General features: G+C 60.8%; 17 protein-coding genes. 4 read left to right on the forward strand and 13 right to left on the reverse strand.

What is annotated here, in order from left to right; all coding sequences use genetic code 11:
* Position 1 precedes the first annotated feature (1 nt).
* Complete coding sequence (gene pmbA, locus ABD806_RS11305; RefSeq protein WP_344957966.1) at positions 2-1342, reverse strand: metalloprotease PmbA; 1341 nt, start codon at positions 1340-1342, stop codon at positions 2-4.
* Positions 1343-1446: 104 nt separating this feature from the next.
* On the opposite strand from pmbA, the gene yjgA reads away from it, so the two are divergent.
* Positions 1447-1974, forward strand: coding sequence for a ribosome biogenesis factor YjgA (gene yjgA / locus ABD806_RS11310; RefSeq protein ID WP_344957968.1), 528 nt, complete (start codon positions 1447-1449; stop codon positions 1972-1974).
* A gap of 67 nt (positions 1975-2041) precedes the next feature.
* On the opposite strand, the gene ABD806_RS11315 is transcribed toward yjgA, so the two are convergent.
* The 9 genes from ABD806_RS11315 to ABD806_RS11355 form a co-directional block, all read right to left on the reverse strand.
* Positions 2042-2236 carry a hypothetical protein gene (locus ABD806_RS11315; RefSeq protein WP_344957971.1) on the reverse strand — a complete coding sequence of 65 codons (195 nt, stop codon included), beginning with the start codon at positions 2234-2236 and terminating at the stop codon, positions 2042-2044.
* 109 nt (positions 2237-2345) lie between these two features.
* Positions 2346-3791 carry a metalloprotease TldD gene (tldD, locus tag ABD806_RS11320; protein ID WP_344957973.1) on the reverse strand — a complete coding sequence of 482 codons (1446 nt, stop codon included), beginning with the start codon at positions 3789-3791 and terminating at the stop codon, positions 2346-2348.
* Positions 3788-4615 (reverse strand): carbon-nitrogen hydrolase family protein, encoded by an 828-nt coding sequence (locus ABD806_RS11325; protein ID WP_344957975.1) that lies wholly within the window; start codon positions 4613-4615, stop codon positions 3788-3790. The genes tldD and ABD806_RS11325 overlap by 4 nt, the downstream gene beginning before the upstream one ends.
* A gap of 9 nt (positions 4616-4624) precedes the next feature.
* Positions 4625-8377 carry a YhdP family protein gene (locus ABD806_RS11330; RefSeq protein WP_344957977.1) on the reverse strand — a complete coding sequence of 1251 codons (3753 nt, stop codon included), beginning with the start codon at positions 8375-8377 and terminating at the stop codon, positions 4625-4627.
* Positions 8377-9846, reverse strand: coding sequence for a ribonuclease G (gene rng, locus ABD806_RS11335; protein ID WP_344957979.1), 1470 nt, complete (start codon positions 9844-9846; stop codon positions 8377-8379). The genes ABD806_RS11330 and rng overlap by 1 nt, the downstream gene beginning before the upstream one ends.
* 85 nt (positions 9847-9931) lie before the next feature.
* On the reverse strand, positions 9932-10510 hold the full coding sequence (locus tag ABD806_RS11340; protein WP_344957981.1) for a Maf family protein: 579 nt from the start codon (positions 10508-10510) through the stop codon (positions 9932-9934).
* 2 nt (positions 10511-10512) lie between these two features.
* Positions 10513-11001, reverse strand: a complete 489-nt coding sequence (gene mreD, locus ABD806_RS11345; protein ID WP_344957983.1) for a rod shape-determining protein MreD — start codon at positions 10999-11001, stop codon at positions 10513-10515.
* Positions 10998-11876, reverse strand: coding sequence for a rod shape-determining protein MreC (mreC, locus tag ABD806_RS11350; RefSeq protein ID WP_344957985.1), 879 nt, complete (start codon positions 11874-11876; stop codon positions 10998-11000). Before mreC ends, mreD begins: the two co-directional genes overlap by 4 nt.
* A 36-nt stretch (positions 11877-11912) precedes the next feature.
* Entirely contained in the window at positions 11913-12956 is a 1044-nt protein-coding gene (locus ABD806_RS11355) for a rod shape-determining protein (protein ID WP_116474623.1), read from the reverse strand.
* 199 nt (positions 12957-13155) lie between these two features.
* On the opposite strand from ABD806_RS11355, the gene ABD806_RS11360 reads away from it, so the two are divergent.
* On the forward strand, positions 13156-14037 hold the full coding sequence (locus ABD806_RS11360; RefSeq protein ID WP_344958066.1) for a 1-aminocyclopropane-1-carboxylate deaminase/D-cysteine desulfhydrase: 882 nt from the start codon (positions 13156-13158) through the stop codon (positions 14035-14037).
* Here ABD806_RS11360 and ABD806_RS11365 read toward each other — a convergent pair.
* The 3 genes from ABD806_RS11365 to ABD806_RS11375 form a co-directional block, all read right to left on the reverse strand.
* The gene (locus tag ABD806_RS11365) at positions 14034-15947 is read right to left on the reverse strand and encodes an EAL domain-containing protein (RefSeq protein WP_344957989.1); all 1914 of its coding nucleotides are present in this window, start codon (positions 15945-15947) and stop codon (positions 14034-14036) included. The genes ABD806_RS11360 and ABD806_RS11365 overlap by 4 nt on opposite strands.
* A gap of 214 nt (positions 15948-16161) precedes the next feature.
* Positions 16162-16722 carry a single-stranded DNA-binding protein gene (locus ABD806_RS11370; RefSeq protein WP_344957991.1) on the reverse strand — a complete coding sequence of 187 codons (561 nt, stop codon included), beginning with the start codon at positions 16720-16722 and terminating at the stop codon, positions 16162-16164.
* 14 nt (positions 16723-16736) lie between these two features.
* Positions 16737-18110 carry an MFS transporter gene (locus ABD806_RS11375; protein WP_344957993.1) on the reverse strand — a complete coding sequence of 458 codons (1374 nt, stop codon included), beginning with the start codon at positions 18108-18110 and terminating at the stop codon, positions 16737-16739.
* 145 nt (positions 18111-18255) lie between these two features.
* Here ABD806_RS11375 and uvrA point away from each other — a divergent pair, with 145 nt between their 5' ends.
* Together uvrA and ABD806_RS11385 are read left to right on the forward strand one after the other, a co-directional pair.
* Complete coding sequence (gene uvrA / locus ABD806_RS11380; RefSeq protein WP_344957995.1) at positions 18256-21087, forward strand: excinuclease ABC subunit UvrA; 2832 nt, start codon at positions 18256-18258, stop codon at positions 21085-21087.
* 237 nt (positions 21088-21324) lie between these two features.
* Complete coding sequence (locus tag ABD806_RS11385; RefSeq protein WP_344957997.1) at positions 21325-23118, forward strand: PglL family O-oligosaccharyltransferase; 1794 nt, start codon at positions 21325-21327, stop codon at positions 23116-23118.
* Positions 23119-23164 lie beyond the last annotated feature (46 nt).

Below are 23164 nucleotides of genomic sequence, written 5' to 3' on the forward strand. Positions count from 1 at the left end.
GTTACTGCCCCGCGATCTTCATCTGATCGATCAATACCGAGCCGGTCTGCAGGCTGGAGCGGGTTTCCACATCGGTACCGATGGCTTGAATGCCGGCGAACATCTCCTTCAGGTTGCCGGCGATGGTGATCTCTTCCACCGGGTAGGCAATTTCCCCCTTTTCCACCCAGAAGCCGGCGGCGCCACGGGAATAGTCACCATTCACTATGTTCACCCCCTGGCCCATCATCTCGGTCACCAGCAGGCCGGTATCCATCAGCTTCAGCAACTGTTCCAGGTTCTGGCCACTGCTGGCCACCTGCCAGTTATGGATGCCGCCGGCATGGCCGGTCACTTCCATGCCCAGCTTGCGGGCCGAATAACTGGTCAACAGATAGCTCTGCAATATCCCCTGTTCGATAATATTGCCGGCACGGGTGCGCACACCTTCATTATCGAAAGGCGAACTGGCCAACCCCTTATCGAGGTGAGGCTGCTCGCTGATGGTCAGCCACTCGGGGAAAATACGGCTGCCCAGGGCATCGAGCAGGAAAGAGGATTTACGGTACAGGCTGCCGCCGCTGATGGCCATCACCAAGTGGCCAAACAGACCGGATGCCACATCCGGGTGAAACAACACGGGCACCCGGGTGGTGCCTATCTTGCGGCCGCCCAAACGGCCCAGGGTACGAGTCACGGCTTCGTCGGCCACCTGTTCGGGAGTCCATAGATCGGCCAGGCTACGGGCCGATGTATAACCGTATTCGCGCTGCATATCCCCGTCTTGTTCACCGATCAGCACGCAACTCATGCCGAAGCGGGTACCGCTATAGCCCTTGATAAAACCATGGCTGTTGCCGTAGACCCTGGTCCCCAGGGTACTGGAGAAACTGGCACCGTCGGACTGTTTGATGCGCCCGTCCTGGCCCAGGGCATGGCGCTCGCAGCGCAGCGCCAGCTCGATGCCGAACTCGGGCTCCAGATCGGCGGGAAAACACATGGCCACCTCGGGCGCATCCCAGGCCAGATCCCCGGACTCGGCGATGCCGGCAAAGGGATCCGGAGAGGTATAGCGGGAAATATCCAGGGCGGCGGCGACCGTCTTGGCAATCGCCTCGGGCCGTAAATCAGAGGTGGATGCCGAACCTTTGCGGCCGTCCCGATAGACGGCGATACCAAGGGCGCCATCCTTATTGAATTCAATATTTTCCAGTTCGCCATTGCGGGTATTGATCGACAACCCCGTCTGTTTGCTGATCGACACTTCCGCACTGTCTGCCCCCAGCCGCTTGGCCGAGTCCAGTGCCTGCTCTACCGCCAGCTCCAGCTGGCGTTGCTCTGTTTGAATGTCTGCTGGGTTCATGATGATGATTTGTCGCTCCGTTATGGGGTTAGCATAACAGACCCCTGCGTCCCTTGGGAGAAGCTGGTAATATATATGTAAATGTCTGTTGTTACGGAAAGCCTATGCGCCACCATGATGAACACCCCGACCAGGACGACGAGATCGAATGGGTCAGTAAAAGCCAGATGAAACGGGAAATGCACGCCCTGCAGGAACTGGGCGAAGCCCTGATCAAGCTCAAACCGAGTGAACTGGCCAAGGTGCCGTTAGATGATGAGTTGCAGGACGCCATCGCCCTGGCGCACAAGCTGATCGGCCGGAAGGAAAGAGAGGGCCTGCGCCGCCACCTGCAGTATGTCGGCAAGCTGATGCGCAGCCGGGATGTGACCGCCATAGAGCAGTCCCTGGCGGCCTTCGATCACAAGAGCGCCACCGCCAACGCCCATTTTCACCGCCTCGAGCAATGGCGCGACCGCCTGGTCAAGGAAGGCGACAAGGGCGTCGATGCGCTGCTGGCCGAATATCAGCGACTGGACCGGCAGAAGTTACGTCAGCTGGCACGTCAGGCCCGCAAGGAACTGGCTGCCAACCTGCCCCCCAAGACCTACCGGGAGCTGTTTCAGTACCTGAAGCAAAACCTGGAGCCCTAACCCCAGGTTAAAACAACAACGGGAGCCTAGCTCCCGTTGTTAGTCTGGGTATATACGGAACCTCATATTAGAAGCACATGTCCGCAGGTTTCTTACCCATTTTTTTCAAGTTGGCACAATGACGGTTATCGATACCGTCACCCTCGCTCTGCACAACCATATCTTTAACAATCGGATTCTGGTTGGCAACTGTACTTGCCTGGACTGGCATTAAGATCAAACCCAGTACAGAGGCAAATGCAATAGAAAGTAGCGTTTTCATAATAAGCCTCCTCACACCGTTGCATAGAAAGCAACTGTATTAGTATGACCCATATATGCTCTCACTAATTACAGAAAAAGCCTTTTTCGTTCTGGTTGATAATTAACCACTACTGGGTGCCGCCGACCGTCAATTGATCCAGCTTCAGGGTCGGCTGCCCGACCCCGACCGGGACGCTCTGGCCATCCTTGCCGCATACCCCGACACCTGCATCCAGTGCCAGATCATTGCCTACCATGGACACCTGGCTCATGGCCTCGGGACCATTGCCGATCAGGGTGGCTCCCTTGATCGGTGCGGTCAGCTTGCCGTCTTCGATCAAATAGGCCTCAGACGCCGAAAACACGAAACGTCCGGAAGTAATATCGACCTGGCCACCGCCGAAATTGGGCGCATAAATCCCCCGTTTGACACTCCTGATAATCTCTTCGGGGGGGGTCTCCCCCGGCAGCATATAGGTATTGGTCATCCGCGGCATAGGCAGGTGGGCGTAGGACTCCCGCCGGCCATTACCGGTGGGCGCCGTCTTCATCAGGCGGGCATTCAGTTTATCCTGCATATAGCCCTTGAGGATGCCGTTTTCGATCAACACATTATAGCCGGATGCGGTACCCTCATCGTCGATCGTCAGCGAGCCCCGGCGATTGGGCAGGGTACCGTCGTCCACTATGGTGCACAGGGGGGACGCCACTTTTTCGCCGATGCGGCCGGAATACGCGGATGAACCCTTGCGATTGAAATCCCCCTCCAGGCCATGCCCTACCGCCTCGTGCAGCAGGACCCCCGGCCAGCCGGCCCCCAGCACCACCGGCATGGTGCCGGCCGGGGCATCCACCGCCTCCAGGTTGACCAGGGCCTGGCGAATCGCCTCCTTGACATAACCCATGGCCCTCGGCTGACCGTCCACCTCTTCCAGGAAGAAATCATAGCCGACCCGACCGCCGCCGCCGCTGCCGCCCCGTTCCCGACGGCCATTACGCTCGGCCAGTACCGAGCAGTTCAGTCGCACCAGGGGGCGCAAATCCGTAGCCAGGGTGCCATCTGTCGCCAATACCAGCACCTCTTCGTAGACCCCGGATATTGAGGCTATGACCTGGGTCACCGCCGGTTCCAGGCTGCGGGCATAGGCGTCCATCTGCTGCAGCAGGGCAATCTTCTGCTCCCGGGCCAGGCTGTCGAGGGGATTGATCCCCAGATAACGGGGCTCAACCCCAACCTGGCTGCCCAACTTGAAGTGTCGGTTGCCACCCCGTTCGGCAATGCTTCTGGCGGCACTCACCGCCTGGCTGAGGGCCGAGGCAGTCAGCTCATCGGAGTAGGCAAAGCCGGTCTTTTCTCCGCTGACGGCGCGTACCCCGACCCCCTGCTCTATGTTGTAACTGCCGTCTTTGACGATGCCGTCTTCTAATACCCAGGATTCATGAACACTGTTCTGAAAATACAGATCGGCAAAATCGATATCGTGACGGCACAAACGCGCCAGCTGGGCATCCAACAGGGCCATATCCAAGTCATTCGGCGCCAGCAGGCTGAGGTCAATCTGTTCAATACTCATTCATTCTCTCTCCAAACCGCTTTCATACGCGCATGTTGGTCCACCGGCATCTGCCGGCGGATCGCCGCCAGACGGGACAAATCCACGTCGGCGACGATCAGCCCTTCGCCCTTGGGTATACAGGCCAGTACTTCACCCCAGGGATTTAAAATAACCGAGTGTCCCCAGGTCTGCCGGCCATTGCCATGATCGCCGGCCTGAGCGGCCGCCAGCACATAACATTGGTTCTCTATCGCCCTGGCCTGCAACAGTGGCATCCAGTGCGCCTGGCCTGTTACCTGGGTAAAGGCCGAGGGCACCAGCAGGATGTCGGCCCCCAGCTCCCGCAATGCCCGGTACAACTCGGGAAAACGTAAATCATAGCAAATCGACAATCCCAGACGGCCAAAGGGGCTGTCGACCACCGTCAGGCCATCGCCGGCCTGATAGGTGGCGGACTCATGATAGCGGCCGTGGCCGTCGGATACCTCTACATCAAACAGATGCAGCTTGTGATAATGACCGACCAATTCCCCCTTATCGTTATAGACCAGGCTGCTGGAATGCAGCTTTTCGCTGCTCACAATCCGGGTCGGCATGGCCCCGACCACCAGCCAGATCCCTAGCCGCCGGGCCCATTCGGCCATTTGTGCCTGGATGGGCCCCTCCCCCAGGGACTCGGCACACTCCAGGGCCGCCCCTTTGCTGCCGAACACCACGGCATTTTCAGGCAATTGCACCAGTAAGGGACGTTCGGGGGGCAACTGCCCGAGTAACCGCTCCAGGGTCGCTTTATTGCTGGACCAGTCAGCCCCGGCATTGGTTTGTATCGCCACCAGTTTCATGGTCTCTCCTTATTTCTCCTGCGACAAGGACAACTGGCCTCGCTCCCGCTCGACCTCATGGATCTCCGGTTGCCTCAGTGGACCCGAGACCCGATAACGGATCTGGGTAAATACATCGACCACTGGCCCTAAAATCTTGGACAAGGCCAGCACATAGAGGCCGGTAACCGGGGTGACCGCAAAGGCGGCGATCACCGGCAGATTTCCGGTCAGATGCGGAGTAAAGGTAAAATCAAAATCAATTTCTTCCGCCCCCAAATCGACCTGACCGGCACCTTTCAAATCCCCGGACGCGCCGGCCAGAGCAAAGTCCTCGCTGCGCATGATCCCATCCTGGATCTTGCTGCTGGCGGCGATCCCCTCGAAGTAAAAGCCCTTGTCGAACACATCCCTGAAGTCCAGCCGCAGCCGGCGCAGCACCGACTCTACGCTGAGTATGGACAAGAAGTTCGCCCCCTTGTCACTTAATTCGGTCAACACACCGGCCTCCGCTTCCAGCTTAACCTCGCCATTCAGACTGCCCCAGTCCGGCTGCCAGGGCGCGTCCAGCCAGCGCAGCCGGCCATTCAGGCTTGCCTGGGTACCACTGAACGGGGACGCCTGCCCCATGCCTTCAAACAAGGCCTGTAGGGAGTCTGTGCGGCCTTGCCACTCGAAGCGGGTCAGTGCCCCCTGTTGATGCCGCAGCCACTGGCCATGGCCGGACAGTTGTAATAAGGGGCCATCCAGCAGCAGCCGAGGCAGCTCCACGCCCTGCTCCTTCGGCTCCAGTTCCATTTCAAGGCGGCCCAGCGGCACCTCGTTCAGCCAGCAGCGGGCACAGCTGAAGCTGATGGCCGGCAGCTGATCGGGCCTGAGCCGGGCCAGCATGGGTTCGCTTGATGTCTCCTCATCGGCCAAGGCCAGGGTAAGCCGGTCCAGATCAATGTGCAAGGCGCCCGACCTTGACAACCGGACTTCCCCTTCCGCCTGCTCGGATCGGGCCTCGAAGCGATGCTGGCCGCCGGCGCTCGGCGTTACCAACAGGGATAAGTTGTCCAGCGGTTGCCGCCACAGGCTGGCTTCGGCGGCCTGTACCCTGATCCGGTAGGGAGTGGGCCAGCGCAGGGTCGTGTTCGTCGGCCCCTTTTCCTTAACTGCCAGCAGGGGATGTAAGAACCCTATCCAGTCGTCGATGGCCAGCCGCGCCAGCCGGGCATCCACATCCAAGGGCGCGCGCGCTCCTGTGGTGGAGACAGAGCCGGCTTGCAGCCAGAGCCGGCTGATCTCTGTCCCACCGGGAGCAAAGCGCAGTTGGGACTGCCCCCGAAGCTGCGGGCCCAGCTGTAGCTCCAACTCGGCCTGCCGCTGATCGCCGCTGAGCAGTAGCCGGCTTGGCCAGCGGTCGCCGGCGGCCTTGTCCAGGGGGGACGGCAAGCGGCTGCCGAGTCCGGCCAGCTGGCTGTTGGCCTCGAAGCGGTAGCTCAGGTCGCCCTGGTCAGGCAGCTCGAGGGCTAGCTGTCCCTGCCAGGGAGCGGTGCCCGTCAGGGCCGCCAGCTCCGGGGACAGGGCCGCCAGTTTCTCGGCCACCAGCTTGCCAGCCAGGCCGATCTCGACCCGATAGCCTTTATCTCCCTGCACCTTGCCCTCATAGTCCAGCACCAGCGGCTGGCCGGCCAGGGTCGCCTTTAACTGGCTGAAGCGGGTTTGACTGTCGTCGAACAGCAGCCGGCCGCGGACGCCGTCAAGGGGCAGGTTCAGGGAACGAATGGAGACCCTGTTATCATCGAAATCGACCTGGCCATTGACCCGGGGACGGTCTCCGGACAGCGGGATCGCCAGTGCCAGGTTGCCGGTCAGCGGACCCTCGACCCTGACCTCCGCCAGGGTCTTGCCGACCGAGGCGGCCAGCGGCGAAGCCTGTAGATAGCGGGTAACCGCCTCACCGCTGCCGGCGATATCCGCATTGATAGCCAACTCGGCCGCCGCCTTCAGGGGGACGATACGGGCGTCTATCTGGGTGGCCGTCACCTCGCCCAGGCGACCCCGGTGACTGGTCATATACAGGCCGTCATTTTCAAACAGCAGATCCAGATCAAGATCGGTAAGCGGTTGCCATTGGGGCCCGAACTGAAACTCCGCCTGGCTCAGGGGAACCCGGGCCTGGAAGATCCCCGATCGATCGGCATAGGGAAAACCGGACAGCGGACCATACCATAACACCTGGGCATTGTCGGCCCGGCCCGCCTTGATGGCTTCTTGCAGGTAATCCACCAGCTTCTTGCCCATCAGAGGTTCGGGGAAATAAGCGAAGGCACGGCTGGCATCATACAGATCCACATTGGCCGAGGCGCTGAGCCGGGCATCTCCCCGCTCCGGCAACCCCAGGTTGAACCAGCCCTGCAAGGAAAAATCCCGGGTTTCTATCGCCAGTCGCTCGCTCCCGACCTGCCAGCCATCCGCCTGTCGTTGCCAGTGGATCTCGGTGGCCAGCTGCCGCATCGGCCAGGGCGCCCTAAATGCGTCCTTGTACACCCAGCTGGCCTCTTGCTGTTGCAGCTGCAACCGGCCGCTATCCGGCGTCAGTATGAACTGGCCGTTGAGCCGCTCGGTGGCCGGTATCCAGCCGTAGGCTCGGGTGCTGACATTCGCCAGTTCACCCTGCAGCTGCCAACTGTTATCTTCCAGGCCGGCCGCCAGCCGCAGGTTGTTCAGCTTGCCGGCCGGCCGGATATGACTCAGTTGTTGCACCAGCCCGGGCCGGCTGGCTTGCCCCCACTCGGCCAGCAGAGCCAGATCGGCAAAGGTCACACTATCCAGGTAGCCCTTGAGTTCGTTGCCCTGCCGGTCCAGCTGCAGACGCCATTCGGGCCAGCTCTCGCCATCGACGACGATGGCCACGTCCTTGCTGGCCAGCTGCCAGCCCTGGGCGGTCGGCTGCCACTGCACGCGGCCGGTGCCCAAGTGCACCGAATGAGCCGTGCCATCCTGTTGCCAGGTCAGCTGGTTATCCCCCAGACTCAGCAGGCCGGCGCTGAGCCGACCCGCCTGCCATTCCAGCCAGAGTTCGAAGGACAGCTTGATTCGTGCGGCCTTGTCATCCGGCCTGACCTGGGTGACCAGTACAGAGGCGTCCAGCTGGTCGGCCTGCAGGTACAGGCTGCCGTCCAGGGCATCGGGTTCACCGCTGAAACTCGCTTTAATCGCCATCAGTTGCGGCTGGATCGACCCCAGCCCAAGCTGACCCTGGCCTTGATGGAGGCCGGGCTGGTTTTGCCAGCTGACGGTAGGAATATGCAGCACCAGGGCATTATCCTGAGCACCCAGTGCCAGCCGGACGTCTTGCAGGGTAAAACGCTTCACCCCCTGCAACGCCAGCCATTGCAGGGTTTCCAACGGCAAGCCCGGGCCGGAATCAGCCCTCGGACCGGCGGTCAGCTGCAGTCCTTCGAGGGTCAGCTCGTTCAGCACCGGTTTCAGCTGACGCAGGCTCTGCCAAAAATGCAGATCGATATAGGCCCGCTCCAGCCGCATCGGCTGGGCCGGGGGCCGGCTCAGGGTGACCCGGTTCAGCACCAGCACCGGGCCCGAGCCCTGCCAGGACAACCCCATCCCCTCGACTTGCAGGCTGAGCTCACTGTCGGCCAGCAGCCGGGCCAGCAGCCGATCCTGGTACTGTTCCAGCACGGGCCCGCCAAAACGGATCAAGCTGATCATCAGCGCCAGCAACACCGCCATTCCCGCCAGGGCAAACCAGGCCCAACTTAACCCCCGTTTCAACACTACATCATCACCACATCAAATTGTTCCTGGCTATACAGAGGCTCGCTGCTGACCCTGACCTGCTTGCCGATAAAGACTTCCAGCTCCGCCAGGGCATGGGATTCATCTTCCTGCAAGGCATTGGCGACCGCCGCCGAGGCATAAACCACAAACTTGTCCGCATCGTAGGCCTTGTTGACCCGGGTGATCTCGCGCAATATCTCGTAACTGACCGTTTCCACCGTCTTGACCCGGCCCCGGCCACGACACTCGGGACATTCGCCACAGAGCACATGCTCCAGGCTCTCCCGGGTACGCTTGCGGGTCATTTCCACCAGCCCCAGCTGGGAGAAGCCGTTCACATTAGTCTTGGCCCTGTCCTTGGCCAGCGCCAGTTCCAGGCTGTGCAGGACCCGCCGCCGATGATCTTCGTCGTACATATCGATAAAGTCGATGATGATGATACCGCCCAGGTTGCGCAACCGCAGCTGGCGGGCGATGGCCTGGGTCGCTTCGATATTGGTGTTGAAGATGGTTTCTTCGAGGTTGCGGTGGCCGACGAAGGCACCGGTGTTGATATCGATCGTGGTCATGGCTTCGGTCTGATCGATGATCAGATAGCCACCCGATTTGAGTTCCACCTTGCGATCCAAGGCCCGCTGGATCTCATTTTCCACATCATAGAGATCGAAGATCGGCGACTCGCCGCTGTAATACTCTATCTTGCCCGACAACTCGGGCACATACTCGTCCACGAACAGCTTGAGCAATTCACAGGTATTGCGGGAGTCCACCCGGATGCGGTCCAGCTCGGCACCGACAAAATCCCGTACTATGCGAAAGGCCAGGCCCAGATCTTCATAGAGCATGGAGCAAGCCTTGTATTTGCCTCGCCGCTCCAACACCTTGCGCCACAGCCGTTTGAGGAAGGCCGCGTCCTGGGCCAGCTCCGACTCGCCGATGCCCTCGGCGGCGGTGCGGATAATGAAGCCGCCCAGCTCGTCCACATAACCGGCGGCGATCTGCTTGAGCCGTTCCCGTTCCTGCTCGGAATCGATGCGTTGGGATACTCCCACATAGGAGCTGCCGGGCATAAACACCAGGTAACGGGACGGCAGCGTGATGTCCGTGGTCAGCCGGGCGCCTTTGGTGCCGAGCGGGTCTTTGACCACCTGCACCATGATATCCTGCCCCTGGCGTACCAACTCGCCGATATTGCCGGCCTGGAAATGCTCCTTTTCCTTGGTATCCACGCATTCGGTATGGGGTACTATGTCGGAGGCATGGAGGAACGCCGCCCGTTCTCCGCCGATATCGACGAACGCCGCCTGCATGCCCGGCAACACCCGGCTGATCTTGCCCTTGTAGATATTGCCGACGATACCGCGCTTGGCCTGGCGCTCAACATGCACTTCCTGCAATATGCCGTTTTCCACCAGCGCCACCCGGGTTTCTGCGGGGGTCATATTGATTATCAATTCTGCAGACATGGATGCTCCGGCAATAAAATTGTGATGTTGCAGTTAACCTACCACAGAAAGCGCCGGATAATGCAGGGTTAGCATGCGGCACATGCTAGTCAGGCAAAACCCCCGCCTGTTGCAGCAGGGCTTCGGTTTCCACCAGGGGCAGCCCCACCACCGCACTGTAGCTGCCGTTGATCCGGGAAACAAAGCGTCCCCCCAGGCCCTGGATGCCGTAGCCGCCAGCCTTGTCGGCCGGTTCGCCGGTGGCCCAATAGGCGTCGATATCCGCTTCGCTCAGGACACGAAAGGTCACCTCCGTCTCCACCCGCAGGCTTAGGCAGCGGTCATTCCAGACCAGCGCCATGGCGGTCATCACCCTATGGTTGCGCCCGGATAGGCGACGCAACATGGCTAGGCCATGTTCGCGATGCCGCGGTTTTTCCAGCACCTCACCCTCGAGCACCACTATGGTGTCGCCGGCCAGCACCGGCAGGGGCTGCGAGGCCATGGCCGCCCCGGCCCAGGCCTTGTCCCGGGCCAGCCGCTCGACATAGTCTTCCGGGGGCTCATCGGCCCGCCGGCATTCCTCTACCTGGGGTAGCACCAGGGCAAAGGGTAACCCCAGCTGGGTCAGCAGTTCCCGGCGGCGGGGCGAGGAGGAAGCGAGGTACAAGAGAGGAGCAGTCATGATTACACCAAGGCAAATTGCCGGCGACACTTACGCAGCAGCAGGAACACCCAGGGCCAGATCACCATGCTACTGATAATGGACCAGAAATAATGGTAGTCCAGCTGGATGTCCCGATCGATATAGGACGCCCAGAAGATAATCAGTTTATTGAGCAGGGCCAGAGCACCGATAATAAAGGCCTGTTGCCAAACGGAATAGTTGCGCAGCCGTTGAAACTGCGATGCCGCCAGGTAGACCGGGATCACCAGGGCCAGGGCATGCACCCCCAGGATCGAGCCGAGCAGCAGATCCAGCAGCAGCCCGACCACCCAGGCGGTGCCCACATTGGCCCGGTGTGGCAATGCCAGCACCCAGTACAACATGATCACCAGCAGCCAGTCGGGACGAAAGGGTGCCACCAACCCGGGCAGGGGCAGGATAGACAGGATCAGGGCCAGCAGCAGGCTCGAGATCACCACCAGCCTCCCCTTCAGGGAAAATGCGGTCATGGGGCCACCTCATCATCCGGCTCGGCAATGGCCGTTTCGCTGTCATCCGCCAGGCGGGGCTGGGGCCAGAGCAGCAGCAGATAGCGCACCCGATCCAGGGCGGCGAAAGGGCGCACCCGGATATCGGCAAAGGGCAGGCCTTCTTCATAACCGACATGGCTGACGACCCCCACCGGATAGCCTTCCGAAAAACGCCCGGCCAGGCCGGAACTCAGCAGCACATCGCCTTCCTTAATATCGGTATTGCGGGTGATATTGTGCAACACCAGGGTATCGAGCTGGCCGCTGCCGCTGGCGATGGCCCGCAGGCCGTTGCGTTCGACCCGGACCGGTATGCCGTGGCTGCTGTCCGTCAGCAACAGCACCCGGCTGGTGGTCTTGCCCACGGCGATAATCTGCCCGATCACCCCCTGCTCGTTGAGCACCGGCTGGCCTTCAAACACCCCATGGATGCTGCCCTTGTCGATCACCACCTGATGGGAAAAAGGATCCGTATCCACCGCCATGATTTCGGCCACCATACGGCGGGCATCATAACGCACCGGGGAGCCCAGCAGGTGACGCAGGCGCTCGTTTTCCTGCTCCAGATGGCGCAGGCGCAGCAGATCGTCCTGCAGCAAAAACAACTCCCGCTCCAAACGGGAAGCCTTGGCTTGCAGGGCATGGCGGGTCATCAGCCGGTCGGAGGCCGAGTCCAGCAACAGGCGGGGACCATCGGCCAGATACTGGAGCGGACTGACCAGGGAATAGAGGTATAGCTTGGCCTCGGAAAAGGCATGATAGCGGCTGTCGCCGACAATCAAGGCCACGGAGGCAATGACTGCCAGCACCAGACGGATCTGCAGGGAAGGCCCGCGGCCGAAAATGGGTTTCATAGGTGAGTGAAGAGGCCGAGCGGGTCGGCCACCTTATCAGTCGTAATGGAACAGATCCCCGCCGTGCATGTCGATCATCTCCAGGGCCTGACCGCCGCCACGGGCAACGCAGGTCATAGGATCATCGGCCACCACCACGGGGATGCCGGTTTCTTCCATCAGCAGGCGATCGATATCGCGCAACAGGGCGCCACCGCCGGTCAGCACCATGCCCCGTTCGGAAATATCCGACGCCAGCTCGGGCGGGGACTGCTCCAGCGCCACCATCACGGCGCTGACGATGCCGCTCAGGGGCTCCTGCAGGGCCTCCAGGATCTCGTTGGAGTTAAGGGTAAAACTGCGCGGCACCCCTTCGGCCAAGTTGCGGCCCCGCACCTCGATTTCCAGCACCTCATCGCCCGGATAGGCCGAGCCGACCGCGTGCTTGATGCGCTCAGCGGTAGCTTCCCCGATCAGGGAGCCATAGTTGCGACGCACATAATTGATGATCGACTCATCGAAGCGATCGCCGCCGATGCGCACCGATTGGGAGTACACCACCCCATTCAGGGAGATGATAGCCACTTCCGTGGTACCACCGCCGATATCCACCACCATGGAGCCGGTGGCTTCCGATACCGGCAGGCCGGCACCGATGGCGGCGGCCATAGGTTCATCGATCAGATAGACTTCCCGGGCGCCGGCGCCCAGCGCCGACTCCTTGATCGCCCGGCGTTCGACCTGGGTGGAGCCGCAGGGCACGCACACCAGTACCCGGGGGCTGGGACGGAAAAAGTTATTGTCGTGCACCTGCTTGATAAAATGCTGCAGCATTTTTTCGGTCACATAAAAGTCGGCAATGACGCCATCTTTCATCGGACGAATAGCGGCGATATTGCCGGGGGTACGCCCCAGCATCTGTTTGGCGGCATGGCCGACGGCGGCAACACTCTGCGCCGAGCCGGATCTTTCCTGGCGAATGGCCACGACCGAAGGCTCGTTCAGAACAATGCCCTGATCTTTGACATAGATAAGGGTGTTGGCCGTCCCCAGATCGATCGACAAATCGTTGGAAAACAAGCCTCTGAGCTTTTTAAACATATGCTGAAGGGGATCCTGGATTGAGAAACCGGAAAATTCGGCTAACTTTACCAATGCAGCCGGTTCGTAGCAAGGTACAAGCACCAAGCCCGCGCTTTGCCGGTAGAGAAGAGTTCACATAAATCAACAAGTTCCGTACACTGATGGCCCGCATCTTTTTTTATTTTTTTCCGTGACCCGACTCACCCCCTGGTATCGGCTGAATCGCCGCATTTCTCCTTCGCCCCTGGACCCGGTCCAGCACCCCCTGCTGACACAACATAGGATCCAACTGAGAATAAAGCGAGACGACTTGCTGCACCCCGAGATCTCGGGCAATAAATGGCGCAAGCTGAAATATGTATTGCGTCACGCCCTGTCTGAGGACGCCCGGGGACTGCTCACCTTCGGCGGCGCCTATTCCAATCATCTCCATGCCCTGGCCGCCGCCGGCCGACAGCTGGAGCTGGCGACGGCAGGCATCGTCAGGGGAGAGGCTGACAGCATCAACAACCCCACCCTGAGCGATGCCAGCGCCTGGGGCATGGCGCTGGAGTTCGTCGATCGCCGGCAATACCGGTTGCGTCACACTCAGGCGTACCTGACGCAGCTGGCATACCGTTACCCCGGCTATCATATAGTGCCGGAAGGCGGCAGCTGCCCCCTGGCCCTGCCCGGGGTCGCCGAACTCTGGCAGGAACTGCCGCCGAGCGACGAGCTGATCCTGCCGGTCGCCAGCGGCGGCACCCTCGCCGGTTTGTTGTCGGCCCGACCGGCCGGCACCCGGCTGCGCGGCTATGCGGTATTGAAGGGAAAAGGCTGGCTTGCCGAGACGGTGCACCAGCTTTATCCGCCGGCGGACGGCGATTCCGGCTGGCAGCTGCGGCTCGATCACCACGGCGGCGGTTATGCCAAATGTTCGGCGGCAGACAGGATCGCCATCGCGCAACTGTCCGGCGAGCTGCGAGTTCCCCTTGAGCCGGTCTACAGCGGCAAGGCGCTGCTGGGGTTGTTCAGGGATATCGCCGCCGGTTGCTATACCCCCGGCAGCCGCCTGATATTCCTGCATACCGGCGGCCTGCAAGGCGCCAGGAGCGGTTAACACAACTCAAAGCGCTCGGGCCGGGCAAAATAATACCCCTGTCCCGCGTATACTCCCAGCTGATGCAGGCACTCCCACTCGGCCTCCGCTTCCACCCCCACTGCGATCACCCGGGTGCTGCCACCGGCACAGTTGCCGATCAGGCTGCGCACTGCCATCTGGTTGACGGGTTTTTTATCTATGTCCCGGATCAGGCTGGGATGCAGCTTCAAAAAATCCAGTTCATAGTCCTTGATGTATTGGGTACTGACCACGTCCTGACCGGCGTGATCCACCGCCAGCCGACAGCCCATCGCCTTGAGGGCGCGTACCGGCTTGACCAGTTCCTGGAAGTGGCGGCTGGCCTGTGCCTCGGAGAACTCGATGACCAGCTCGGCCAGCAGGGCCTTGGGCAGCTGGATCAGCTCGAACACCAGCCAACGGTGAAAACCGGGATGAAGCAGGCTGCTGGCAGAGAGGTTAACGGTCAGCGGGCAGGGACGATTCCCTTCCTGCAGCAGGGTCAGGGTCCGCAGCAGGATCAATCTATCCAGATCCTGCAGCAGGCCGCACTTCTCGGCCATGGGAATAAAGTGTCCCGCCGACAGTAACCGCCCCTGCTCATCGTTGATACGCACCAGCAACTCATTGAGCACCGGTGGCTGTTCCTTGTCGCTATAGATGCCCTGCCTGTCCAGCAGCACGCTATCCTGTTCCAGGTGCCGGCCCAGCAGAGTGCGCCAACGCACCGTGCCCTTGCCGCTGCTTTCCTCGGTCACACCCTTGTAATACATAAAGTAGCCATCTCCACCCTGCAGGGAGGCGCTGCGCAAGGCCAGCTCCGCCTCCTCTTCCACCTGGTTGAGCTGTTCACCAAAACGGAAACAGACCCCACCGATAAAGAGCGCGGGATCCCGGATCTGATCCGGCCAATGCAGGCGGTAGAGCAGCTTCATTACCTGCCGCGCCGCCTCCTGGGCTTCGCTCTCCACCAGGTTTGGGAACAGCAGGGCGAAGGTATTGCCCGTATACCTGGCCTGCAGGGAACCGGGATAACGGCGGATCAGATGGCCCAGATAACGTGAGGCCGACGACAGCAGCTCGTCGCCCCTGTCATAGCCCAGGCTGTAGTTGATCGGTTCCAGATCCTGCAGCTCCACCAGCAACAGGGCGCCGGAATGGCTGGCCGGATCATTAAGCGCGGCCTCCAGCCGGTTGTCGAAGAAGATGCGGTTGCCGATACCGATTTTTTTATCCACAAACACATTGGCCCGGATAAAGGTATCGAACCGGCTGCGCTCCTTGCGGGCATCCTTCAGCTCAAGCAGCAGTTGATCCAGCGCCTGGCTGGCATGGTGGGGCCATTCCTCCCGGGGGTTGTGCTGCAACATCTTCAGCTTGCCATCCAGGATCAGCTGGCCACGTAAGTCCAGCAATTCGGCCCCCCTCAGCTGCTGTCTGAACCAGCGGATGCTGTACAGTAAACCGAAGAACACCAGCAGCATGGCCGCCGTTAAACCCGAGATCGCCGCCAGTGAGTGGTCGACATTGTAGAAGGGAGGCCGCAGGGTCAGCTCAACCCTTAATTCGGGATGATTGGGCAACGAGCGCTGGTATGTGAGGGATAATTCGCTGGCCGACAGCCGTTGATTGGCGCTGTGTTGATACAGCACCCGGTTTTCATCCCACACCGACAGCTCGATAATGTCGTTGACGTTCAGCAGGGCCGGCAGCCAGCGGGTGATAGTGGCCTGCTCGGCGGTGTCCCGCTGCCAGCCTTCATCTACCAGCTCGACCAGCGCCGTGATCTGCCGCTGCTGATAGGCCATGCCCATTTGGTAGAAGCTGACCCCGGCGCCAGCCAGTACCATCAATACCGCCGCCAACACGCTGAGGGTAATGGTGGCAATAAACTGGTTGGTAAATCTCATCGGTTGTCCCTAATAAAATTCAGGCCGACGTCCCGTTTGTCTGCCTGACCGCCTACCTTTATCACAGACCTGAATGGACTTATACAAGGATTCATTTTCAGGATCGCTGCCGGTATCGAAAAATCACCGTCCCTGTGACCGTAACTGACGCAAAAACAAGGCCCGCTATACGGGCCTCGTTGAATATCATTGCACAGAACAGCCGTACAGCAGCTCAGAACGGAATATCGTCATCGAAGTCCATCGGCGGCTCGTTATATACGGGCGGCTGTGCCTGAGGCTTGCTGGCCGGTGCCGACTTTTGCTGACCATATTGGGGCTGCCCCTGGTTCTGCTGATTATATTGGGGCTTCTGGGGAGCCGCCTGCGGCTGGCCATCCTGTTGCCCCCAGGAGGACTGACCAGCGCTCGCCTGGCCGCCTTGGGGACGACCGCCCAGCATCTGCATGGTGCCGCCCATGTCGACTACCACTTCCGTAGTGTATCTGTCCTGGCCGCTTTGATCCTGCCACTTGCGGGTTTGCAGACGGCCTTCGACGTACACCTGTGAGCCTTTACGCAGGTATTCACCGGCGATTTCGGCCAGCTTGCCGAAAAATACCACTCGGTGCCATTCGGTACGTTCTTTCTGTTCGCCGGTCTGCTTGTCGCGCCAGCTTTCGGAGGTTGCCAGGGTAATGTTGGCAATGGCGCCGCCGCTCGGCATGTAACGCACCTCAGGATCCTGGCCCAGGTGGCCGATCAGGATGACTTTATTGATGCCTCTATTGGCCATAGTTCGCTCCGTACTCACAAATTGACCAGGCGCCGGGCCTGATCCAGTTCAAAAAGATTAGCGTCTACCTTGAGGTAAGCGGCTTTTTCTTCCGGGATAACCAGGGCTTCCTGTACCCCGGGCAAGGCCATCAGCCTCTGCAACAGCTGCTCGGTAACCACCCTGTCCTCTATATTACCACTAATGGGCAGTATATGTGACCTCACCTGGCTGACGTTTGCCATGCCCGCCGCCAGCCAGAACCAGCCCGCCATGGTCATGGCCACCAGCAAAAACACGCCGGCACCGCCCAACTTCTGGTACAAGACACCGCCGCAGATGCCGCCCAGGAAGGCCCCCAAAAACTGGCTGGTCGAATAGATGCCCATGGCGGTGCCCTTGGCACCGGCGGGAGCCAGCATGGACAGAAAGGCGGGCAGCGACGCCTCCATAAAATTAAAGGCGGTAAAATACAACAACATGGCCAGCGCCAGTAGCCAGAGTTGCCCCTGCCCCACCGCCATCAGCACCAGCGCCGTCATCATCACTAGGATCGAGCCCTGGAACAGTAGTTTGTTCATATTGCGGCGGGCACCCAGGATCAGAAAGGGGATGATCAGCACGAAGGACAGCAGCAGGGTTGGCAGGTACAGCCACCAATGATGCCCGGCCGCCAGCCCAGCATCCAGCAGGCTGAGCGGAAAGGCCACGAACACCGCGGTCAGGGTCATGTGCAACAGCAATATGCCGAAGTCCAGACGCAATAACTGTCGGTCCCTCAGCAGCCGGCCGAACAGCTCGGGGGCGGCGGTGACATCGCGGATCTGGCCACGTACACTTACCTTAGGAAGGCCAAAATACACCAGCAGCATCGCCAACACGGCCAGTACGGCGGTCGCCCAGAACACGCCGGAAAGGCCCGTAGCAGACGCCACTAAGGGGCCGGCAACCATGGCAACGGCGAAGGAAATGCCGATGCAGACACCGATGATCGCCATCGCCTTGGTGCGGTGCTCTTCCCGGGTGACGTCGGCGGCCAGGGCCAGGATGGCGGCGGCAATGGCGCCGCTGCCCTGCAGGGCCCGGCCGACCGCCACCCCGTAGACAGAGTCCGACAGGGCAGCCACCGCCGAGCCCAGGGCAAACAGCAGCAGGCCGCCATAGATCACCGGCTTGCGACCGATGCGATCAGACAGCCAGCCGGCGGGGATCTGCAGCAACGATTGGGTCAGGCCGTAGGCGCCGATGCAAATGCCGACCCACAGCGGGGAAAAACCGATGAGATCCGTGCCATAGAGCGCAAACACCGGCATGATCATAAATAATCCCAGCATCCGTATGCCGAAAATGCTGGCCAGCGTCAATGCGGCCTGCTTCTCCCGGACACTGAAGCCCTGTTCGTCGCTCATGGATATCCTTCCGCCCATCATCAAAATGCAAAGGCAAATAGTCTAGCACGGTGAGCCTGTCAAGATTAATCCCCCTTGCCCCTTGGCCGCCTATTCATCCGATGCCATACTGGCAGGTCGAATATAACCCAAGGTTATGCTGCAGATGGATAAAATCGAAGTTCGCGGTGCCCGGACCCACAACCTGAAGAATATCAACCTGACGCTGCCCAGAGACAAGCTGATCGTGATCACCGGCCTGTCCGGCTCGGGAAAATCCTCGCTGGCCTTCGATACTCTCTATGCCGAAGGCCAACGGCGCTATGTGGAATCCCTGTCGGCCTATGCCCGGCAGTTTCTCTCGCTGATGGAAAAACCCGATGTGGACCATATTGAAGGCCTGTCACCGGCCATTTCCATCGAACAGAAATCCACCTCCCACAACCCCAGATCCACCGTCGGCACCATCACCGAAATTCACGATTATCTGCGCCTGCTCTACGCTCGGGTCGGCGAGCCCCGCTGTCCGACCCATGCGTTGCCGCTGACGGCGCAGACCATCAGCCAGATGGTGGACAAGGTGCTGGAACAGCCGGAAGGCAAGAAACTGATGCTGCTGGCGCCTGTGGTGCGCAACCGCAAGGGGGAACACAGCAAGCTGCTGGATAACCTGTCGGCCCAGGGCTTTATCCGCGCCCGCATCGACGGAGAAGTCTGCGACCTGTCGGATCCCCCGGACCTGGAACTGCAGAAGAAGCACAGCATCGAAGTGGTGGTGGACAGGTTCAAGGTACGCGACGATCTGCAATTGCGGTTGGCAGAATCGTTCGAGACCGCACTGGAGCTCTCCGGGGGCATCGCTTCCGTGGTGGCGATGGATGACCCCGAGGAAGCCCCCCTGGTGTTTTCCGCCAACTTCGCCTGTCCCGAGTGCGGCTATGCCATCGCCGAGCTGGAACCGCGCATCTTCTCCTTCAACAATCCGGCCGGCGCCTGCGAAAGCTGTGACGGCCTGGGAGTACAGCAAATTTTCGATCCGGATAAGGTGATCAGCAATCCCGAGCTGAGCCTGTCCGGCGGAGCCATCCGCGGCTGGGACAAGCGCAGCTTCTACTATTATCAGATGCTCAAGTCGCTGGCCGAACATTATCAGTTCGATCTGGAGGCCCCCTGGGAAACCCTGCCCAGGGAGATCACCAAAGCCGTGCTCTACGGCTCAGGCCGCACCAGCATCGAATTCAAATACATGAATGACCGGGGTGACGTGCTGGTACGCACGCATCCCTTCGAGGGCATCATCAACAACATGGAGCGGCGCTACCGGGAAACCGAGTCCAACTCGGTGCGCGAAGAACTGGCCAAGTACCAGGCCAACCGGGCCTGTCCCAGCTGTCACGGCACCCGCCTGAAGGAGGCCGCCCGCCACGTCTATGTGGCCGGCCACAACCTGCCCCAGGTGGCGGATATGGCCATCGGCGAGGCTCATGCCTTCTTCAGCCGTATGGAGCTCTCCGGCCAGAAGGCCCAGATCGCTGACAAGATCTTCAAGGAGATCATCGCCCGGCTGGGCTTCCTGGTGAATGTGGGTCTTAACTACCTGACCCTGTCGCGCAGCGCCGAGACCCTGTCCGGGGGCGAGGCCCAGCGCATCCGCCTGGCCAGCCAGATCGGCGCCGGCCTGGTGGGGGTCATGTATGTTCTGGATGAGCCCAGCATAGGCCTGCACCAGCGGGACAACGAACGCCTGCTGGGCACCCTCACCCACCTGCGGGATCTGGGCAATACGGTGATAGTGGTGGAACATGACGAAGACGCCATCCGCAGCGCCGATTATGTGCTAGATATCGGCCCGGGCGCCGGCGTCCATGGCGGCGAGATAGTGGCCCGGGGCACCCCCGCCGAAGTGATGGCTCACCCGGACTCGCTCACCGGCGCCTACCTGGCAGGAAGGGAGCGGATCGCGGTGCCGGCCACACGCACCCCGGTGGGCGAGCACTGGCTGGAGCTGAAGGGCGCCCGCGGCAACAACCTGAAAGACGCGGATCTGGCCCTGCCGCTGGGCCTGATGACCTGCGTGACCGGGGTATCCGGCTCGGGCAAGTCGACCCTGATCAACGACACCCTGTTCCCCATCGCCCACCGGGAACTGAACAAGGCCACCGTCAGCCAGCCGGCCCCCTACCGGGAAATTCACGGCCTGGACCGGCTGGACAAGGTCGTGGACATCGATCAGAGTCCGATCGGCCGCACCCCCAGATCCAACCCGGCTACCTATACCGGCATCTTCACCCCGATCCGCGAGCTTTTTTCCGGTACCCAGGAGGCCCGCTCCCGGGGCTACAAACCGGGCCGCTTCTCGTTCAACGTCAAGGGCGGCCGCTGCGAAGCCTGCCAGGGTGACGGGGTGCTCAAGGTGGAAATGCACTTTTTGCCGGATGTCTACGTACCCTGTGATGTCTGCAAGGGCCGGCGCTATAATCGGGAAACCCTGGAGATCAAGTACAAGGGCAGGAGCATCCATGAGGTGCTGGAGATGACGGTGGAGGATGCCCATGACTTCTTCGCGCCGGTGCCGGCCATCGCCCGCAAGCTGCAGACCCTGATGGACGTGGGCCTGTCCTATATCCGCCTCGGCCAGTCGGCCACCACCCTGTCCGGCGGCGAGGCGCAGCGGGTCAAGCTGGCCAGGGAGCTGTCGAAACGGGATACCGGCCAGACCCTCTATATCCTGGACGAACCCACCACAGGGCTGCACTTCCATGATATCCAGCAGCTGCTCAATGTGCTGCACCGCTTGCGGGATCACGGCAATACCATCGTCATCATAGAGCACAACCTGGACGTGATTAAAACCGCCGACTGGATAGTGGATCTGGGCCCGGAAGGTGGCGGCGGCGGCGGCCAGATCCTGGTGGCCGGAACCCCGGAGCAGGTGGCCGAACATAAAGAATCCCATACCGCCCGCTTTTTACGGCCTATGCTGAATACGGGAAGCTAAATAACTGTTCCTAATGGTGCTACAGAGATCAGGCCCGAATGCAGACTCGCCGTAAACCCATCCTTGGGTACTCCACCGCGCCATCCCTGGCGCAGAGGGTCTGCTTATCGGATCCTGACCTCTGCCTCGACATGTAACGGTATTTGTATCCGTTATTTAGGCCATGTCGGCACCACAGCTACCATGGCCTGACCAAGCATGAACACGGATAACAACAATAAGAATAAGGAGTCAGGGATGACCCGTATCGCACTCCCCCAGACCTGGTTCTGGCTGTTTGCCGCCTACCTGCTGTTCGGCATGCATTTCTTTATGCATAACCCGGGCGGCTCGGGCTTCTATCTGCCTTTCAACATGGTGGGCTGGATCTTCGTCTCCCTGCTGATCGCCGTCGGCCTGTGGCAGATGACCCACAACCAAAGGGTGCGGTTCAGTCGCTTCCACGCCCTGTGCTGGCTGGTGCTGGGACTGTTGTTTGTCCCCCTGCTGTACCCCAACAATACATTCGCCGATCATGCCCTGCCCCGGCTGGCCGGGGCCGCCGGTGGCCTGCTGCTGTATTTTTCGCTGTTGCAGTGTCGCTTCGACCTGCAACAGCGCCGCCGCCTGCTGTATCTGCTGCTGGCCGGCGTCAGCCTGGAAATCCTGCTCGGCCTGATGCAGTACTACCTGCTGGAGCCGGGTAATGGCATGGGTTACAACACCAGCGTCAACCGTCCCTACGGCATCTTCCAGCAGCCCAATGTCATGGCCAGCTTTATGGCCACCGGCCTGATGCTGGCCTGCTACCTGGGCCTGGATGATAAAGCTCATAGACGCGATCGGCTCTTCTGGCTGTGGCTGACCACCGTGCTGTTCAGCACCCCCTTGTTGCTGGTGTTGCTGCAGTCCCGCACCGGCCAGCTGGCCGGGGTGCTCGGCCTGCTGCTGATGCTACCGCTGGCCTGGCAGACCAATAAGAAGCGGCTGTTTATCGGCCTGGGGTTGGTGCTGGCGGGGATAGTGACCGCCCTCTATTCCCAGTCGCTGAGCGAGGGGGTGCAGCGGGGCATCGAGGCCTATGCCAACCCCGGCTATCGCAAGGGCTACTGGCAGCAGGGCCTGGCGATGATCCAGGCCTCGCCCCTGTTTGGCTTCGGCTATGGCGATTTCGAACGCCAGTTTATGGAGTTTTATAACGCCAGCCGGGTGGCGGAGGGGCGGCTGCCTCCGATGGAGCCCAACCTGGCCCACCCCCACAACGAGCTGCTGCTCTGGGGCATAGAAGGCGGATTGCTGCCGGTACTGGCGATACTGCTGGCCGTCGCCGGCTTTATCCGCCTGCTGAGTAAGGCACCCTGGCGCCATGGCCTGGCCCTGGCCGCCCTGGTCTGGCCCATCGCCCTGCACAGCCAGACCGAATATCCCTTCTACCACTCCCTGGCCCACTGGGTGACCCTGCTGGTGCTGTTGTACTGGGTAGATACCCGCCTGGAGCAGCCCCTTGAACGACAGTTCCGGCCCTGGCTGCTGGCCCGCTTTACCGCCGTGCTACTTCCGGCACTGGTGATCCCCTTCATGCTCAGCGGCCTGCAGACCGCCCATGTGGTGACCCAGTATGAGCGGGGGGGATACAAGGAGCCCGAGCTGCTGTTGTCGGCCAGCAACCCCATGGCCTGGCTGACCCGGCTGGAATTCAACGCCATGTCGCTGCAGCTGGCGGTCGGTCAGGCACAGCAGGATAATGACGCGCTCCAGGCCTATGCAACCTGGGCCGAGCAGTTTGTGCGCCATACCCCCAGGGCCAATATCTACTACAACCTGGTGCTGGCACTTAACCATCTGGATGAACAGGCCCGGGCCGAACGCCTGCTGGCCGAGGCTCGTCATTTCTATCCGGGAGACCCCCTGCTGAAACACGACAATATCAGCCAGGCCCTGCGGACACTGGAAGACAAGCGTACTAGTCAGGCGGTGGGCTTAACTCCGCCCCCCGAGCAATTAGGGCCAGGGCCGGAACTGCGCGACCAAAAGGTAAAGATTAACGGATAACACCGCCATCTGTACCGAAAACCGGTGGATCAGGACTATCGGTGCT

Source organism: Zobellella aerophila, assembly GCF_039539325.1.
In the GTDB taxonomy this organism is placed as follows: Bacteria; Pseudomonadota; Gammaproteobacteria; order Enterobacterales; family Aeromonadaceae; genus Oceanimonas; species Oceanimonas aerophila.

Bases quoted from the DNA above. Each gene is read 5' to 3' on its own strand.
- pmbA (WP_344957966.1), bottom strand. From the start codon at position 1,342: ATGAACCCAGCAGACATTCAAACAGAGCAACGCCAGCTGGAGCTGGCG.
- yjgA (WP_344957968.1), top strand. From the start codon at position 1,447: ATGCGCCACCATGATGAACACCCCGACCAGGACGACGAGATCGAATGG.
- ABD806_RS11315 (WP_344957971.1), bottom strand. From the start codon at position 2,236: ATGAAAACGCTACTTTCTATTGCATTTGCCTCTGTACTGGGTTTGATC.
- tldD (WP_344957973.1), bottom strand. From the start codon at position 3,791: ATGAGTATTGAACAGATTGACCTCAGCCTGCTGGCGCCGAATGACTTG.
- ABD806_RS11325 (WP_344957975.1), bottom strand. From the start codon at position 4,615: ATGAAACTGGTGGCGATACAAACCAATGCCGGGGCTGACTGGTCCAGC.
- rng (WP_344957979.1), bottom strand. From the start codon at position 9,846: ATGTCTGCAGAATTGATAATCAATATGACCCCCGCAGAAACCCGGGTG.
- ABD806_RS11340 (WP_344957981.1), bottom strand. From the start codon at position 10,510: ATGACTGCTCCTCTCTTGTACCTCGCTTCCTCCTCGCCCCGCCGCCGG.
- mreD (WP_344957983.1), bottom strand. From the start codon at position 11,001: ATGACCGCATTTTCCCTGAAGGGGAGGCTGGTGGTGATCTCGAGCCTG.
- mreC (WP_344957985.1), bottom strand. From the start codon at position 11,876: ATGAAACCCATTTTCGGCCGCGGGCCTTCCCTGCAGATCCGTCTGGTG.
- ABD806_RS11355 (WP_116474623.1), bottom strand. From the start codon at position 12,956: ATGTTTAAAAAGCTCAGAGGCTTGTTTTCCAACGATTTGTCGATCGAT.
- ABD806_RS11365 (WP_344957989.1), bottom strand. From the start codon at position 15,947: ATGAGATTTACCAACCAGTTTATTGCCACCATTACCCTCAGCGTGTTG.
- ABD806_RS11370 (WP_344957991.1), bottom strand. From the start codon at position 16,722: ATGGCCAATAGAGGCATCAATAAAGTCATCCTGATCGGCCACCTGGGC.
- ABD806_RS11375 (WP_344957993.1), bottom strand. From the start codon at position 18,110: ATGAGCGACGAACAGGGCTTCAGTGTCCGGGAGAAGCAGGCCGCATTG.
- uvrA (WP_344957995.1), top strand. From the start codon at position 18,256: ATGGATAAAATCGAAGTTCGCGGTGCCCGGACCCACAACCTGAAGAAT.
- ABD806_RS11385 (WP_344957997.1), top strand. From the start codon at position 21,325: ATGACCCGTATCGCACTCCCCCAGACCTGGTTCTGGCTGTTTGCCGCC.